General features: G+C 67.8%; 12 protein-coding genes. 5 read left to right on the forward strand and 7 right to left on the reverse strand.

The window, feature by feature from the left end; all coding sequences use genetic code 11:
- Positions 1–22 precede the first annotated feature (22 nt).
- The 4 genes from ACIA75_RS34535 to ACIA75_RS34550 form a co-directional block, all read right to left on the reverse strand.
- On the reverse strand, positions 23–1,165 hold the full coding sequence (locus ACIA75_RS34535; protein ID WP_397111273.1) for an RNA-guided endonuclease InsQ/TnpB family protein: 1,143 nt from the start codon (positions 1,163–1,165) through the stop codon (positions 23–25).
- Between the two features lie 121 nt (positions 1,166–1,286).
- Positions 1,287–2,324: a DUF4349 domain-containing protein gene (locus ACIA75_RS34540; RefSeq protein WP_397111274.1), complete on the reverse strand. Its 1,038-nt coding sequence runs from the start codon at positions 2,322–2,324 to the stop codon at positions 1,287–1,289.
- A gap of 347 nt (positions 2,325–2,671) precedes the next feature.
- Positions 2,672–6,103 (reverse strand): error-prone DNA polymerase, encoded by a 3,432-nt coding sequence (locus ACIA75_RS34545; protein WP_397111275.1) that lies wholly within the window; start codon positions 6,101–6,103, stop codon positions 2,672–2,674.
- A gap of 7 nt (positions 6,104–6,110) precedes the next feature.
- Positions 6,111–6,566: a hypothetical protein gene (locus tag ACIA75_RS34550; RefSeq protein WP_397111276.1), complete on the reverse strand. Its 456-nt coding sequence runs from the start codon at positions 6,564–6,566 to the stop codon at positions 6,111–6,113.
- A 135-nt stretch (positions 6,567–6,701) separates the two neighbouring features.
- Here ACIA75_RS34550 and ACIA75_RS34555 point away from each other — a divergent pair, with 135 nt between their 5' ends.
- The gene (locus tag ACIA75_RS34555; RefSeq protein ID WP_397111277.1) at positions 6,702–7,691 is read left to right on the forward strand and encodes an SDR family NAD(P)-dependent oxidoreductase; all 990 of its coding nucleotides are present in this window, start codon (positions 6,702–6,704) and stop codon (positions 7,689–7,691) included.
- A 220-nt stretch (positions 7,692–7,911) separates the two neighbouring features.
- Here ACIA75_RS34555 and ACIA75_RS34560 read toward each other — a convergent pair whose 3' ends face one another.
- The gene (locus ACIA75_RS34560; protein WP_397111278.1) at positions 7,912–9,168 is read right to left on the reverse strand and encodes a serine hydrolase; all 1,257 of its coding nucleotides are present in this window, start codon (positions 9,166–9,168) and stop codon (positions 7,912–7,914) included.
- Positions 9,169–9,388: 220 nt separating this feature from the next.
- Between ACIA75_RS34560 and ACIA75_RS34565 the strand changes: the two genes are divergently transcribed.
- Both ACIA75_RS34565 and ACIA75_RS34570 read left to right on the forward strand, forming a co-directional pair.
- Positions 9,389–10,936 carry an MFS transporter gene (locus tag ACIA75_RS34565; protein WP_397111279.1) on the forward strand — a complete coding sequence of 516 codons (1,548 nt, stop codon included), beginning with the start codon at positions 9,389–9,391 and terminating at the stop codon, positions 10,934–10,936.
- 185 nt (positions 10,937–11,121) lie between these two features.
- Positions 11,122–11,484: a VOC family protein gene (locus ACIA75_RS34570; RefSeq protein WP_397111280.1), complete on the forward strand. Its 363-nt coding sequence runs from the start codon at positions 11,122–11,124 to the stop codon at positions 11,482–11,484.
- Positions 11,485–11,513: 29 nt separating this feature from the next.
- Here the strand turns inward: ACIA75_RS34570 and ACIA75_RS34575 are convergent, their stop codons facing one another.
- Positions 11,514–12,503 (reverse strand): sulfite exporter TauE/SafE family protein, encoded by a 990-nt coding sequence (locus ACIA75_RS34575; protein WP_397111281.1) that lies wholly within the window; start codon positions 12,501–12,503, stop codon positions 11,514–11,516.
- A 174-nt stretch (positions 12,504–12,677) separates the two neighbouring features.
- Between ACIA75_RS34575 and ACIA75_RS34580 the strand changes: the two genes are divergently transcribed.
- Positions 12,678–13,706 (forward strand): NADP-dependent oxidoreductase, encoded by a 1,029-nt coding sequence (locus tag ACIA75_RS34580; RefSeq protein ID WP_397111282.1) that lies wholly within the window; start codon positions 12,678–12,680, stop codon positions 13,704–13,706.
- A 58-nt stretch (positions 13,707–13,764) separates the two neighbouring features.
- On the opposite strand, the gene ACIA75_RS34585 is transcribed toward ACIA75_RS34580, so the two are convergent.
- Entirely contained in the window at positions 13,765–14,313 is a 549-nt protein-coding gene (locus ACIA75_RS34585; protein WP_397111283.1) for a DUF6069 family protein, read from the reverse strand.
- 286 nt (positions 14,314–14,599) lie between these two features.
- Here ACIA75_RS34585 and ACIA75_RS34590 point away from each other — a divergent pair, with 286 nt between their 5' ends.
- Positions 14,600–16,804, forward strand: a complete 2,205-nt coding sequence (locus ACIA75_RS34590; protein WP_397111284.1) for a hypothetical protein — start codon at positions 14,600–14,602, stop codon at positions 16,802–16,804.
- The last annotated feature ends 6 nt before the right edge of the window (positions 16,805–16,810 follow it).

Consider the following 16,810-nt stretch of genomic DNA (forward strand, 5'->3'; position numbering starts at 1 on the left):
CATCGACGGTTGCCTCCTCGCATCAACTGCGAGGCGGTCTCACACCATCTCCACAGGCCAAGACCGCCAGCCCGGCGGCCTGTATGCTCTTCGCGGCGTTCACGTCCCGATCGTGCACAGCGCCACAAGGGCACTGCCAATCCCGGATGTGGAGCGGCATCGAATCGTTGATCCGGCCGCACACCGAGCACGTCTTGGACGACGGATAGAACCGATCCACCGCTACCACGGTACGGCCGTACCAATCCGCCTTGTATTCCACCATGCCACGGAACGCCGACCAGCTCGCATCCGAGATCGCCCGCGCCAGCGAGCGATTCCGGACCATGTTCCGCACACTCAAATCCTCGATGGCGATCACTTGGTTTTCGCGCACCAAACGAGTCGAGAGCTTGTGCAGATGATCCCGGCGACGATCCGCAATCCGGGCATGAACCCGCGCCACCTTCACACGTGCCTCGGCCCGATTCTTCGAGCCCTTCTGTTTCTTCGCCAGCGCCCGTTGAGCCTTCGCCAGACGGGCATAATCCTTCTTCTCGTGCCGGGGATTGGAAACCTTCTCCCCAGTCGAGAACGTGTACAGGGACGTGATACCTGCGTCCACGCCGAGCGTTATATCCGTTGGGGCGTGCTCGACGATCGTGTCCTCTACCAGGATCGAGATGTGGTAGCGGCCCGCACTGTCCCTGCTGACCGTGACCTGCGACGGTATCGCCCCCTCCGGGAGCGGACGTGACCAGTGGATGACGAGCGGTTCGGACTGTTTCGCGAGCTTGATCCGGCCATCCCGATAGGAGAAGGCGTTGTTCATGAAGGTCGCCGAGTCCTTCGACCGGCCCCTCTTCTTGAACTTCGGATAGGCGGTTTGTTTGCGCCAGAACTTGTCGAACGCGCCTTGAAGATGTCGAAGTGACTGCTGAAGCGGAACGTTGGACACCTCGCCCAGCCACTCCATACCGGCATCTTGCTTCCAGGAGGTGAGCGCTTTCGCAGTGTCCACGTACGTAACGCGACGCTGTTCCTGCGTCCACGCGCGCGACCGTTCGGCAAGCGCCCGGTTGTAGACGTAACGGACGCAACCAAAGGTTCGCGAAAGCTGCTGCTCCTGCTCGATCGTCGGATAGAAGCGGTATTTATATGCCCGCTTCACCACCTTCGATCCCATGTCTAACATGATAGCGCACTAGTTTGTCAGCAGATTGATGCGCTATCCCCGCCCTGAAGGACGGGTTCTGCACGCTACGTTTCTCGATCACCGCGCGGACTGTGACCGGCACGCGACGCCGCTATTCGCCGGGCTTGTCCGCCGGCTCGCCAGCGGTCTCGGTGGTCTTCACGGTCCCGGTGTCGGTGCCGGCCTGCACCGACCCGGTGCCGGTGGTGGTATTCGCCGGCCCGGCGCTGGTATCGGCAGAGGTACTCGCGGTCCCGACCGGTCCGGCGCTCGCGCGGCGCCCGGTGCGCCGGTCCCGGAAGAGCCGGACGATCGCCGCGACGAGCGCGGCGGCCACGGCGACGAACGCCAGCCACGGTACTGCCTGCCCGGCGAACACCACGGCGTCCTTCAACCAGCCGACCAGCGAGTTCCAGCCGTCGACCACGCCGTCCCAGAAGTTGGACGGCCCGGTGTCACCCTTCTTCTCGGCGGTGGTGGTGATATCGATGGTCAGCGTGGACAGGGTGATCTGGTCGTCGAGATAACGCCGCTGGCCGGTGAGGCTGTCGAGTTCGGCCTGGCGGTCGGCGAGGGCTCCCTCGGCGGCGATGAGATCGGCGGTGTTGGCGGCGCGGGCCATCAGGTCGCGGAGCCGGTCGACGGAGGCACGCAGGGCGGTGATCCGGGCATCCAGGTCCTGCCACTGCAGGGTGACATCATCGCGATTCGTGCTGACCTCGGTGACCTCGCCGATCTCCCCGAGACCGTTGATGAACGCCTCGGTTTCGGCGGCCGGGATACGGATCACCAGATTGGCGCGCGGTTCGCTGTCGTCGGTGCCCGGGTTCTCGGTCCGCTGATCGATACGCCCGTCCAGCCGGGTCACGCGGTCGGTGAGGGTTTGCGCGGCGGCGATCGGGTCGCCGGCGGTGAGATCCACCGTCCCCGTGACGACCTCCTTACGCTCGGTGACCTGCGCCCCGTTGTCCGGTGCGGGCGCCTGCTCCCGGTTCGGTGCCTGTTGCTGAATGCGGAACCCCGGTGTAGCAGCGGGCGCGCCACTTTCGACGTCTGCCGGGCTGCCCGCAGTGGAATCGGAATCTCCACCACACCCGGCCAGCAGCACCGCTCCGCACAGAACGACAAACAACACCCCAAGCTTTCGCATGCTCGCAGCGTAATGGCATATTTCGCGATCAGGCACACAACGCGGACTACTCACCGAACGTGCAAACCGCCAGCACCCAGCCCAGCGCGGCCGTCCAATGCCTTGACCTGCATAGATCGACGCGCCCGACGGCACCGAGTCCAGCGAGGCCCTTGGAGGTCCCGCAGCCCCGATCGAACCTGACGTGCCCAGCGGCGGAGCCGAGTCTTACGAGGCCCTCCGAGGTTTGGCCCGGCCCTGCTTTCAGCCCGCCAAGCGCAGGCGGCGAAGGCGCGAGTCCCGAGGGCTGAAGGCAGGGCCCAAGGGGGCCGAAACCCGCGCGCCGGAGGCGCGCCAGAAAACACAGCTCAGCGGAAGTCCCGGGAGCGCGAACCGACACGCATATCCAGCCGGCGCATGTACTCGGCGTAGATACTCACCGCGCCTTCCGCGTTCTGCACTCGCCCACGGATCAGCAACGCCGAGGCTCCCTGGGCTGTCCGGCGGTAGCGGGTCCACAGCCCCGCCGAGCACACCACGTTCACCATGCCCGTTTCGTCCTCCAGGTTCAGGAAGGTCACCCCACCTGCCGTGGCCGGGCGCTGCCGGTGGGTGACCGCCCCGCCGACCAGTACCCGCGTTCCGTCGGGTATCGCGAGCAGACCGGCCGCCGGAATCACCCCGAGTGCGTCGAGGCGTGGGCGCAGGAACTGGGTGGGATAGCTGTTCGGCGAGACCCCGGTCGCCCAGACATCCGCGGCGGCGTGTTCGAGGTCGCTCATACCGGGCAGGGCGGGAGTACTGGTCGAGGCACCGGTTCCGGGGAGCCGATCGGAACGTTCTCCCGCGGCCGCTCCGGCCGCCCACAGCGCCTCCCGCCGCGAGTACCCCAGACAACCGAGCGCGCCCGCGGTGGCCAGCGATTCCGCCTGCGGGACAGTCAGTTCCACCCGTCCGGTCAGATCGAGAAAAGAGGTATAGGGGCCGCTTTCCAGCCGTGCTGCCACAATCGCGTCCGCAAGTTCCGAACCGATCCCGCGCACTGCCGCCAACCCCAGCCGCACCTCGGTGCCCTGCTGTTCCAGCGTGGCCTCGGCCGCACTGGCATTGATATCCGGGCCGTGTACCGCGACCCCGTGCCGGCGCGCGTCGGCGACCAGTGATTGCGGGGAATAGAAACCCATCGGCTGTGCCCGCAGCAGCCCGGCGCAGAAGGCCGCGGGATAGTGCAGTTTGAACCACGCGGAGTAGAACACCAGGGCAGCGAAACTCTGCGAATGACTTTCCGGGAAACCGAAATTCGCGAACGCGAGCAGCTTCTCGTAGATGCGGTCGGCAAGTCCGCCGGTTATCCCGTGCAGATCGCGCATTCCCTGGTACAGCCGGCCGCGCAATCGTTGCATTTTCTCCGGGGATCGTTTCGACCCCATGGCCCGGCGCAGCTGGTCGGCTTCGGCCGGAGTGAACCCCGCGACATCGACCGCCATCTGCATCAACTGTTCCTGGAACAGCGGTACGCCGAGGGTGCGTTCGAGCGAGTTCCGGAGTGCCTCGTGATCGAAGGTGACCTTCTCCAGTCCGTTCTTGCGGCGGATGAACGGATGCACCGAACCGCCCTGGATGGGGCCGGGCCGGATCAGCGCGACCTCGACCACCAGGTCGAAGAACTTCTCCGGTTTCAACCGGGGCAGGGTCGCCATCTGCGCGCGCGATTCCACCTGGAAGACCCCGACCGAATCCGCGCGGGACAGCATGTCGTACACCGCGGGTTCGGTGAGGTCCAGGGTGTGCAGTTCGACCGTCTCCCCGATATGTTCGCGCACCAGGTCGATCATGTAATGCAGGGCCGACAGCATTCCCAGGCCCAGCAGATCGAATTTCACCAAACCCGCTGCGGCACAATCATCTTTGTCCCATTGCAACACACTGCGCCCGGACATCCGCGCCCATTCCACCGGGCAGACATCGGCGATGGGCCGATCACAGATCACCATTCCGCCGGAATGGATCCCCAGATGCCGGGGCAGGCCTTCGATATCGGCGGCCAGTTCCAGCACCGGTGCGGGGATATCGGTGCCGGTTTCCGCGCCGACCCCGGTCCACCGGCTCACCTGCCGGCTCCAGGCGTCCTGCTGGCCGGGGGCGAAACCGAGCGCGCGGGCGGCATCGCGCACCGCGGATTTCCCGCGATAGGTGATCACATTCGCCACCTGCGCCGCGTTCTCCCGGCCGTATCTGCGGTACACGTACTGGATCGCCTCCTCGCGGCGATCCGATTCGATATCGAGATCGATATCGGGCGGCCCGTCCCGTTCTGGGGAGAGGAAGCGTTCGAACAACAATTTGTTGGCGACCGGGTCCACATTGGTGATCCCGATGGCGAAGCAGACCGCGGAATTGGCGGCCGAACCCCGCCCCTGGCAGAGGATGTCGTGCTCGTGGCAGAACCGCACGATATCGTGCACCACCAGGAAATAGCCCGGGAACCCCAGCCGGGCGATCACCGCGAGTTCGTGTTCGAGCTGCCGGTACGCGGCCGGATTCCGGCTCGGCGGCCCGTACCGGTCCGCGGCACCACGCCGGGTCAGTTCACGCAACCAGGAGTTCTCGTCGTGGCCGGCGGGCACATCGAACGGTGGTAGCCGCGGCGCGATCAACCGCAGATCGAATGCGCATTCCCGGGCGATCAGCACCGAATTGGAAACGGCCGCTGGGAATTCCGCGAACAATTGGGCCATCTCCGCACCCGAACGCAAATGGGTGCCGCCGGTGGGAGCGAGCCAGCCGGCGAGCTCGTCGAGGCTGCGCCGGGCGCGGATGGCGGCCAGCGCGGCCGCCCGGCGACCGCGGTCCGGGGTCGCGAAATGGGCGGCGGTGGTCGCCACCACGGGCACCCCGGCCCGCTGTGCCGCCGCGGCCAGTGCGGTGTTGTATTCGTCGTCGGCCGGCAGGCCGTAGCGGGTGAGTTCCACCGCGACCCGGTCCGCGCCGAACCGTTCGCACAGGTCGCACAGGGCGGCCTCGGCGCGCCACGGCCGTTCACCGGCCGCCAGATCCTGTTCCAGCGCCCGCCGCACCCGTCCCTTACGACAGCCGGTGAGTATCTGCCAGTGCCCGCCGGCGGCAGCGGTGAGCGTATCGAGGTCGTACCGCAGGATTCCCTTCTCCCCGGCCGCCATATGCGCCGCCGCGAGCTGCCGGGACAATCGCCGGTAGCCTTCCTCTCCGCGTGCCAGCACCAGCAGATGTTCGCCCTCCGGATCGGGGATACCGGTGCGAGGTGCCGAATCAGCACCCGCGAGAGGCGCCGGACCGGCACCGGGTGGCGAGTCGATACCGGCGCGGGGCGTTGAATCGACATCGCTGCGGAGCGCCGGGCCGGCATTGCCGTGGACGGTCGAACCCTTTTGCGGGACACCGGTTTCCACGAGGGTGAGTTCGGCTCCGTACACCGCCGGCATCCCGTATTCGGCCGCGGCTTCGGCGAACCGCACCACCCCGTAGTAGCCGTTGTGGTCGGTGAGGGCGATCGCCGACAACCCGAGCCGCGCGGCTTCGGCGACCATTTCCTCCGGCGGCGAAGCACCGTCGAGGAAACTGAACGCCGAATGCGCGTGCAGCTCCGCATACGGAACCACCGGACCGGCCGGCAGTTCCATCGGTTCCGCGCGGTACTCCCCGCGGCTGTTGCTCCAGGCCGGGGCATCGCCGCCGTCGCCGGGTTGCTGTCCGGGCTTCGCACGCCCGGACAGGACCCGTTCCATCTCCGCCCAGCTGGGTGGGCCGTTACTCCATCCCATACCCGCCTCAGCAGGCCACCCGTTCGGTGGATTCGGCTTCCAGCAGTGTCGCGACATGATCCACCCCGGCCCGGATCACCCGGCCGTAGGCATCGTCGGCGAGCACGTTCGCGTGCCCCCGGGCCAGGGCCAGCTGCATCCGCGCCGCGTCGAAGTCGCCGACCAGCCGGTGACTGTCCGCCAGGCTCAGATACAGCGACGGCAGGAACCCGAGTAGACCTTCACCGAGCGGGGTGCCGGGCACGAAGGCCGAGTCGAGCGCCCGGGTGTCCCAGAGCAGCGCGCCTTCGGCCGTGTCCTGGACATCCGCCAGGTGGTGGGCGACCACGCTCCGGTACAGCGGGTCCCCGTCCGCACCGAGCTGATCCCACAGCAGGTGCAGCGCCTGCCGCGCCGCCTCCCGATTCACGCCGCCGAGCCGCACCGCGGCATAGATATCCGCCATCCGATCGTCCGTCATCATGCGATAAGTATCGCACATATGTTCGAATCTCGAGCCCTCGAATCGAACGAATTTTCGAACACGATCCGGACCTGGCGCCCTTTCTTACTTTGGAGTAAGTTCGGCCGTGACCGACCTGCACAGAGGGGCCTGCTCATGAGCGGAAATGGAAATCGCCGCACCACACGTGACCTCACCGGGCGGCACGTCCTCATCACCGGCGCTTCCTCCGGGATCGGGCGGGCGGCGGCGGTGGCCGTCGCGAAGAAGGGCGCGGTGGTCCTACTGCTCGCCCGGCGCGACGACGAACTCACCGCGGTGGTGGACGAGATCCGGGCCGACGGCGGTGCCGCCCACGGGTACCCGTGCGATATCACCGATTCCACCTCGGTCGAGGCGACGCTGGACAAGCTGCTGGCCGAGCACGGCCGGGTGGACATGCTGGTGAACAACGCCGGCCGCTCCATCCGCCGGGCCATCCACCGCTCCACCGACCGGCTGCACGACTACGAGCGCACGATGGCGGTCAACTATTTCGGCGCACTGCGGCTCACCCTGGCTCTGCTCCCGCAGATGCGGGAGCAGAAATTCGGCCATATCGTCAATATCAGCAGCGCGGGCGTCCAGGTGGCCACCCCGCGGTATTCCGCCTACCTGGCCAGCAAAGCGGCACTGGACAAGTTCACCGAGGTGGCGGCGGTGGAGACCATGGCCGACGGGGTCACCTTCACCACCATCCACATGCCGCTCGTCCGCACCCCGATGATCGCGCCGACCGGCAATCAGGGACCGGCCGAATCACCGGAGTGGGCGGCCGCGACCATCGTGCGGGCACTCACCGAACGCCCCCGGCGGATCGATGTGCCGGTCGGCACCCTCGGGGAATACGGTGCGCTCTTCGCGCCGCGAATCCGCGACTTGGTACTGCACCGCTACTACCGGATGATCCCCGACTCCCCCGCGGCCCGCGGCGAACAAGCCGAACCCGCTCCACAGCTCTCGACGGAGACCGCCGTCGACGAACCGGTTCCACTCACGGATCCCCGCCCCGCCGGGCCCCTGCCCCGCGCCCGCGCCCGGGCGGCGCGCGGTACCGGAGCGGCACTGCGCCGCGCCGCCCGCTGGGTCCCGGGGACGCACTGGTGACGCCTGGGACCAGCAGCATCGGCACCCGCGTGGCCTCAGCGACCCCGAAACTCGTAATGGCACAACTCAGCTACCTTGGTCAGCGGACCGGCTATCGAACCCGTCCATCCGGGCAAGCACTCAACCGGCCGCGACGGATCGGGTACCCCGCGCCATAGACTCGGTCGTGCAGTGCCCCGCCCCGCAGCGCTCGGTGACCATCCCGAAGCGCTCCGCGGTATCAGAGGTCGAAGACCCGCTGGTCCGGTGCCAGCGGCCGGAACGCGGCCGAGATCTGCTCGACGAGTTTCCACGGGCGATTGCCGTCGATCGAGGATTTGCCGTTGGTCAGGATCGCGCCGGCAAGACCGCGCGCGGGATCGGCCCAGCCGTACTGGGTGGTGAAACCGCTGCGCCCGAAATGCGCGGTGGTATCGCGGCCGAATTTCGAACGGCGCCCGCCCAATTCGTATCCGGCGCGGCTCACCCGTCCCGCGATACCGGGTGCCCGGGGTGCGGGCCGCACGGCGGCGCGCACTGTGTCCGGGCGCATGATCCGGACCCCGTCGAGTTCGCCACCGCGCGCCAGGATCTCGTAGAAGCGCGCGAGTTCGGCGGCGGTGGTCACCAGATTGCCCGAGGGGAGTTCGGCGGTGAGGAAGGCGCGGTTCGAATCCCGGTTCACCGCGTCCGCGGCGAACCCGCCGCCCAGTGCTTTACCGGCGATGAAGGACGCGGCACGTGACGGCGGCGGTCCGGTTTTCACACTGGGCACCACCGCGTCCACATCCTCGGGCCGCACTCCCAGATTGGTCCACCGGAAGCCCAGCGGGTCCAGAACCTGTTCGGCCAGATGGTCCCGGATCCGTTTACCGGTGGCCCGCTGCACCAGCAGCCGCTGGATCAATCCGCTGGTGAGCGCGTGGTACACGCGGAACCGGCCCGGCGGATAGCTGGGTTTCAGATCCGTCAGGCCACGCAGGCACAACTCTTCGTCGAAAACCATTTCGTGGCCTCGATAGGGCGCGGTCACGAACGGCACTCCGGCGGAATGCGTGAGCACCTGCCCGATGGTGATCGTGGCTTTACCGTGGGCCGCGAATTCGGGGATGTACTCGCTGACCCGGTCGTCGAAGCCGAAGGCGCCCTGTTCGATCAGCATGAACATGATCGCCGCGGACACCCCTTTCGCGGTGGAGAATCCGCAGAACGGCGACTCCGTGGTCACCGGGATCCGCTCGACCTCCGGTCCGTCACCCGGCGCATTGCCCCAGCCGTGGCCGATCGCCCGGTTCAGGACGACCTGCCCGTTGCGCCGCAGGCACACCTGGATCGCCGGCGTACTGCCCAGCCGATACCAGTCGCGCACCGACTCCCAGATCGCGGCGATATCCGCCCCCGACAGTCCGGCGGCGGCCGGATCCACTTCCGGACCGGCACTGGTGATGTCGTCGAGTTCGGCGGCGACCGGGACCAAGAGTGCGGTATCTGCCTTCACTCGCCCCAGGGTAGCCACGCGGGCCGTGGCAGGCGGGAGGAGAAAGCTCGCTGTGGCAACCGCCGCCGCGCCTGGCCGGTGTTTCGTCCCAGTACCCGCCGATCCCCGCTGCGACCTGCCCGAACAACACCGTGACCGAGATCACCGACTGTCCTCCAGGAGAATTATGCTCTGATCATTCGAGAAGCAAACGCTTGTTTCCTGCCATCGAGAGGTGACCATGACGTCCGCGAGTACGCGCCTGTCCCGGGCACATATCTGGCTGCTGACCCTGTCCTCCATGGCTGTCGCGCTGGTCATCGCCGCCATGGCCGCGCTCTATACGGCGCTACCGGAGATCGCCGCCGATACCGGCGCCACCCAGCAGCAGCTCACCTGGGTGGTCGACGGCTACACCCTCGCACTGGCCTGCCTGGTCCTGTTCTCCGGCGCCCTCGGCGACCGCTACGGCCGGCGAATCATGATGGTGCTCGGCCTGGTCGTCTTCGCGATCGCGTCCGCGGTACCACTGTTCCTGGACGCACCGAACTGGATCATCGCCTCGCGCGCGGTCGCGGGGGTGGGCGCGGCGCTGGTCATGCCGTCCACCCTGTCGCTGCTGACCGGTGGTTTCCCCGCCGAGAAGCGCGGCGTCGCGGTGGGCCTGTGGGCTGGCGTGGTCAGTGGCGGCGCGGTCCTGGGCATTCTCGGCTCCGGCCTGCTGCTGCAGATCTGGTCCTGGCAGACGATCTTCCTCGCGATGACCGTGGCCGGTGCGGTCCTGGCGATCGCGGGCTGCACGGTTCCCGAATCGGTGGACGAACTACGCCCGCCGCTGGATTTCTGGGGCGGGATCACCGCCTCGATCGCGGTCGGCGCGGTGGTCGTCGGGGCGATCGAGGCACCGGTGCGCGGCTGGTCCGATCCGCTCGTGCTCGGCCTGTTCGGCGCCGGGATACTCGCCGGGGTGGGCTTCGCCACGGTCGAGTTGCGCGTCCCACATCCGCTGCTGGATGTCCGGCTGTTCGCCGACCGCGGTTTCGGCAGCGGTGCGGTGAGCGTCGGGGTGCAGTTCCTGGTGGCGTTCGGCTACTTCCTGCTGTTCGTCCAGTACATGCAGTTGATCTTCGGCTATTCACCGCTCATGTCGGCGGTGGCCATGGCACCCATGATCGCGCCCCTCATCGGTATCTCGATCTTCGCCCCGCGGCTGGCCGAACGGTTCGGCCTGCGACTCCCGACGCTGATCGGCCTGCTGTGCGTCGGCACCGCGTTGATCCTGGTCTCGCGGACCACCGTGGACAGCACCTATATCGATGTCCTGTGGCCGCTGCTGATCCTGAGCACCGGGCTCGGCCTGTGCACCGCACCGGCGACCGCCGCGATCATCAACGGCACGCCCCCGGAGAAGCACGGGGTGGCGTCCGCGGTCAACGATGCGTCCCGTGAAGTCGGTGCGGCCATCGGGATCGCGGTCTCCGGCAGCATCCTGGCCGTCGGCTACAGCGAACGGATCGCCCCCGCCCTGCCCAGCCTCCCCGAAGCGGCCCGCGGGCCGGTCGGGGATTCGCTCGCGGCCGCGCTGGAGGTCACCGAACACGCCGGTCCGGCCGCGGCACCGCTGGCCGATTTCGCGAAGGAAGCCTTCGTGCACGGGGCGCAGCAGGCCTCGCTGGCACTCGGGATCCTGACCGTTGTGATGGCGTTCGTCCTGGGTGCGTGGGCGCCCGGCCGGGTCGCCGGCGGCACCCGCCCGGCCACCGAGGATCCGGTACTCACGAACCGGTGATCCGATACCGGGCCGCCGAATTCCCGGGCCGCCCGCATACCCCGGCAGGCGGGTCGCGGGCCATCTCGGACCGGCGGCCGGAATATTTCCCGGATCGGAATCGGCGGGGCGTGCGGCCTACCGCCGATTGCCTGGCCCATCCGGCATTCTCAACGGGTCCGCTCGATGCGAAAGGCCCCGCCACCATGCCGACACCGAACATGTTCATCGTGTACGTCACCGACGCCCAGGCCTCGGCCCGCTTCTACTCCGACCTGTTCGATATGGCCCCGAAGTTCGAATCCCCGCGCTTCATCACCTACGACCTGGGCACCGGGATCGATCTCGCGTTGTGGAGCGGTCATGCCGATCAAGTCCAGCCCGGGCCCCGCACCAGCGAGATATGCCTGAACCTGCCCGGCGGGCCGGCCGTGATCGACGAACAGTTCGAACAGTGGGTCGCGCACGGGGTGAAGATCGTCCAGGAACCGCACGACGCGGTGTTCGGACGTTCCTTCGTCGTCGCCGACCCCGACGGCAACCTGATCCGCGTCGCCCCGGTCGACTGACTCCCGCCGGGGTCACGCCGGAAGCAGGTCTATCTGGCGGACACCTCTGCCGATTCGGCGGCCTCTTCCGGCCCCTCGGAACCGGTCCCGGGCTGTGCCGGTTCCGCGTCGGCCGCCACCGCGGCTTCCGCGGCCTTCGCCGATTCCGCGGCCCTCGCCACCCGGGTCTTCTGCCACGCATACAGGGTCAGTGCGATGGCCACCACCACGATGACGACATAGGAGATCGTGCGCGGCGCGCCCTCGATATCGAACGATTTGAACAGCGTGCGTGCGTTCGTCAGCACCAGCACGCCGCCCACACCCACGCCGAGCACCGTCGGAGCCACCCGGCTCACCAGCCACGCCGCGAGCGGCGCGGCGATCACGCCGCCCAGCGCCAGACCGGCGATGATCAGCAGGTTGTCGAAGAAATCCGAGCCCAGCCCCAGCAGGAAGCCGACACTGGCGGAAGCCGAGACGATGAACTCCGAGGCACTGACTGTGCCGATGATGCGGCGGGGCTCGGCCCGTCCGGTGGTCAGCAGCGTACTGGTGGTGACCGGACCCCAGCCGCCGCCACCGCTGGCGTCGATGAAACCGCCGAACAGGCCGAGCGGGGTCAGGAATGTGGCGGAATGCGCGGCCTTCTCCGAGGCGGCGAGTTCCAGCGGCGGCCGGGACGAGAACCGGATGATCAGGAAGACACCGATCGCCAGCAGAATACCGGCGGTCACCGGCGCGGCGGCCTCGGTGGAGATCCGGGAGAGCACGGTCGCGCCGAGGAAGGCGCCGATACCACCGGGCACGCCCAGTCGCAGCACCATCTTCCAGTCGACATTGCCGAACCGCCAGTGCGAGATGCCCGACGCCAGCGTGGTGGCGACCTCCGCGAAGTGGACCGCCGCGCTAGCGTGCGCCGGCCCCGTACCGCTGAGCACGAGCAGCGTCGTCGCGGTGACGCCGAAGGCCATCCCGAGCGTGCCGTCGACGATCTGCGCGCCGATACCCACAAGGGTGAAAACAAGTAACTTGATCATGACGGTGTGCTCCCGAACCCTGGACCGGAGATCCGAGGTTACGACGCGAACGCCCCCGGGGCACGGGTTGCGATCACCGTGAACGTAATACTCCCCTTCCGGCATCACTGCAGGTCACAGTGGCATCCTCGAAAAGTGCTCGGCGATATCTCCCAGCCCTGGTAAGACTGGCCGGTGCCCACCCGAACCTGCCGCCGGATACTCCTCCGGGACCGGCCTGTCGCCGGAATCACCGCCGCCACCTTCGCCGAGCAAAGTGTGCCCCTCCCCGAACCGGCTGAGGGCGAAGCCCTGGTCGAGGTCATCTGGCTCGGGATCGACGCCACGCAGCGGACCTGGCTCAACCCCGGCGCCACCTACACCACACCGGTGGCTCTCGGTGCGGTGATGCGCGGGAGCGGCGTCGGCCGGGTGATCGAATCCCGAAACCCGGACCTGCCGGAGGGACAGTGGGTCTACGGCGAACTCGGCTGGCAGGAGTACGTCGTCGCGCGCACCGGCGGCTTGTTCGGTGTCAATCCTGTGCCCCCGGGTATCGAGCCCCGCCATATGCTGACGGTTTTCGGTGTCAGTGGGTTGACCGCCTACATCGGGGTCACCGAGGTGCTACGCGTCGCGGAGTCCGATGCGGTGCTGGTCACGGGCGCGGCGGGCAGTGTCGGCTCGCTCGCGGGTCAGATCGCACGGCTGGCGGGCGCACGCGTGATCGGCACCGCGGGGTCGGCCGGGAAGGTCGGCTGGGTGCGCGATACCGCTCGGTTCGATGCCTGCCTGAACTACCGCACCGACGATGTCCCCGCCGGACTCCGCGATTTCGCGCCGGACGGACTCACCGCGGTGTTCGACAATGTCGGCGGCGTCCTGCTGGAGAATGCCCTCGACCAGCTTGCTCTGCACGCCCGGATCGCGCTGTGCGGCTCCATCTCCTCCGGCTACACCGCCGCGGGTTACGGCGCCGGCCCGGCCAACTACATGCAGCTGGCGTTCCGCCGCGCCCGGATGGAGGGCTTCGTTTTCTACGACCACCACGCGGTGTTCCCGTCTGCCCTCGCGCGACTGGCGGGCTGGGTTTCCACGGGCGACCTGCACTGGGCCGAGGATGTCGTCGACGGCCTGGAGAACGCACCCGTCGCCCTGCAACGGCTGTTCGACGGGGCGAATCTCGGTAAGCAGCTCGTCCGGGTGAAGCCGGACGGACAGTGAATCGGAACGGACCGGAGCCGGACGCCGACCCACTACCGCCCGTGCGTCACCCGAGATCTCAATACTGCGAACGGCGGTCGATCGCGCCGGCCCCGATCGACCCCAGCAGCGTGATGATGCACAACCCGGCGATCAGGTTGATGGCCGCCGTGGCGATCTTGGCATCGAGCCCGGCCACCAGCGTGAACGGCAACAGCACCGCCAACGCGGTGATCAGGCCCGTGATCCAGTAGAAGAACTGGAGCGGATTCGGCATCAGCGCCAGGAGCAGATTCAACAGCCCGGTTGCCGCGATCGCGGCGGCGGCGCCGGCTATCGCGTACGAGGTGGTCGAGACCGTGCCGTAGGCGCCCGCACCTTCCGGCGAGAGAACCGCGATATTCAGGATGCCGCGGACCAGCATGATCGCCACCACGATCACCAGCGCAACCACCACGGCGGTGCCGAGCCCGCCCGCCCACAGCCGCGCGAGGTTGATTCTCGGCTCGGCGGGCTGTTCCGTGTATCCGGGATCGGGATACCCCGGCTGCTGCGGGTATCCCGGCTGTTGCTGCTGCCCCTGCCGGTAGGGGTCCGGGCGGCCATAGTTGTACGACGGATCCGTCATAGGCAGAAAGTACTCCGCCGCGGCCCGCTGTCCCACCCGAATCGGGCGGGCATGTCGCCGGAGCGCACGCCCGCCCCCGGGAGGAGGATCACCGCGCGCGGTTCGACCAGCCGGAACGGACCGGTATTTCGGATACAGCGGACCTCGCGGCGTCTCCGATAGCCGATGTTGGGCCCATGAGATCTGTACTACTTTTTCTCGCTGCGCGCACGGACTGTAATGTCCCAGAACCGTGCCTGACTTCGGTTTGCGTGCTGAACGAAAGACCACGTTGCGCTGGGCCGCCGTGACCGCTCTCGGAGTGCTCGCCGGGTATATCGCCGTGCTGCTGGCCAACCCACGGCACTTCTATACCGACGACACCGAAGCCCAGTACGTCCCCCTCTGGTTGAGCATCGGCCGGCACCTGCGCAACGGTGAGTTCCCGGGCGTCGTCCCGGAAGAGTGGATGTCGGGCAACTTCCTGGTGGAAGGTCAGGCCAGTGTGTTCAATCCGCCGCAACTGCTGGTCGCCGCGGTGGCACCCTCGTTCGACAACCTCGTCCTCTTGGCCACCCTGGTCAAGCTCGCCTATTCGATCGTTCTCGCGCTCGGGGTCTTCCGCATATGCCTGGCGTACCGGGCGCATCCGGCGTGGGCGGCGGTGGCGGGTGTCGCGTTCTGCTTCTCGGGCTGGCTGCTGTTCCTGGACCAGGCGAGCTGGGTGCTCGGCCTCGCCGGCACCGCGTGGCTCACCCACGCGTGGGCTTCCGGGGTGCGCTACGCCCGCGGCCGCGGCGGGCCGGTTCCGGTGTTCGTCTTCCTGTTCTTCGCGATCACCGTCGGATATGTCTGGCCCGGTATCGAATCCGCGCTCATGATCGCCGCCGTCGCCGCCGGCGAATGGGTGTATCAGCGCACCCCGTGGCCGTCGGTGCGGCTACTGCTGGCCGCCGGCTGCGCCGGTGCGGCGGGCCTCATGACGTATCTGCCCGGAATTCTCTCGGCCGAGGTGACCTGGCGGACCGCCGACGACATGATCAACAACGACGGTTTCATGACCGTGCCCTGGTCGGAATCGCTGAACGCGAGCCTGCCGAGCACCCTGCCGTCGTTCAACTCGTGGTTCGGCCTGATCCAGCCGCTCCCGATGGTCTATATCGCCTGGTTCCTGATCCCGGCGCTGGCGTTCATCGATTGGAAGGCGACCGCGCAGACGTTCCGCGAGTCGGCCGGGGCGGTCGTCTTCGCCGGAATCGCACTGATGTGGACCGCGGGGCCGGCCGCGTTCGGCCCGCTGCGGTGGCCGGCGCGGGTTTTGCCGATGCTCGCCCTGGCGCTGCTCGTGCTGTGCTGTGTCCTGCTGAGCCGCCACGGGACCGTGGCGAATCGGCGACTGCGTTTCGGGGTGGCCGGGTTCCTGGTGTTTCTGCTGCTGGTGCGGTCGGTGTCGGCGGCGCCGAGCGACCGCATCTGGACGCATATCGGGGCCGCCGCGACCGTGGTGGTCCTCGGGTTCGCGGTGGTGGCGCTGTTCGCGAAATGGGGCCGGCTCGCGGCCTGCGCGGCCTTGCTCGTCACCATCGCCCCGATCGCGTATTACCAGGTGGACAGCTCGTATCCGCATCCGATGTCGTGGAACCTGCCGGAACGCCGCTCCGCAGCGCAGGCGCTGTTCCCCGACTTCGACGGCACCACGATGCAACTCGGAACCAGCGCGATCTTCCCGGGCGACGCCAAAGACCTCACCGGCGTCTACAGCTCACTGGTCGTGGGCCTCTACGCCGCGGACCTCGATCTCGACTACGTCAACGGCTACACCCCGATCGGCCACGACGCATTCTCGGAGCGCACCTGCATGCGCTGGGAGGGCAGCACCTGCCCGGAAGCCTTCGACAAGATCTTCGCACCGGAACCGGTGACGGGCGAACCGCTGGTCGACCTGATGAAAGTCGACCGGATCACCCTGATGCGGCTGGTCTACCCCGACGCCCGCGACAACCCACCCCCGCCGGGCTGGCACTGGGTCGACTACCCGCCGAACGACAAATGGATCTGGGTACTGGAACGCGACGACGGCCCGATCTCCGCGACCAACGGCCGGATCGCCCACACCGCCGGCGCCGACGCCGTCTCGGTATCGGAAACCGAAAACACCAGCACCGTGCGGGTCTCGTCGGAGCAGGGCGGGCGGGTGACATTCGCCCGCCTGGCGTGGCCGGGATACCGGGTCACCTTGGACGGCCGCGAGCACGACTACGAAGCTCTCGACGACATCTTCGTCTCGGTGCAGATCCCGCCCGGCACCGAGAACGCCGAACTCGAGGTCACGTGGCGGCCACCGGGTATGCCCCTGGGAATCGCCACTTTCGTCCTCGGACTGCTCGGAATCGGTGTGCTGCAACTGTTCTACATCCGCCACCGGACGCCGATGACAAAGCCCTCGGATCCGGACCCCGAATCACCTGCCCCGGAAGCGGCAAACCGTACCGAATCACTGGCCCGCGTGTGACGACCA

The sequence above is a fragment of the Nocardia sp. NPDC051750 genome (assembly GCF_044453135.1).
Taxonomy (GTDB): Bacteria; Actinomycetota; Actinomycetes; order Mycobacteriales; family Mycobacteriaceae; genus Nocardia.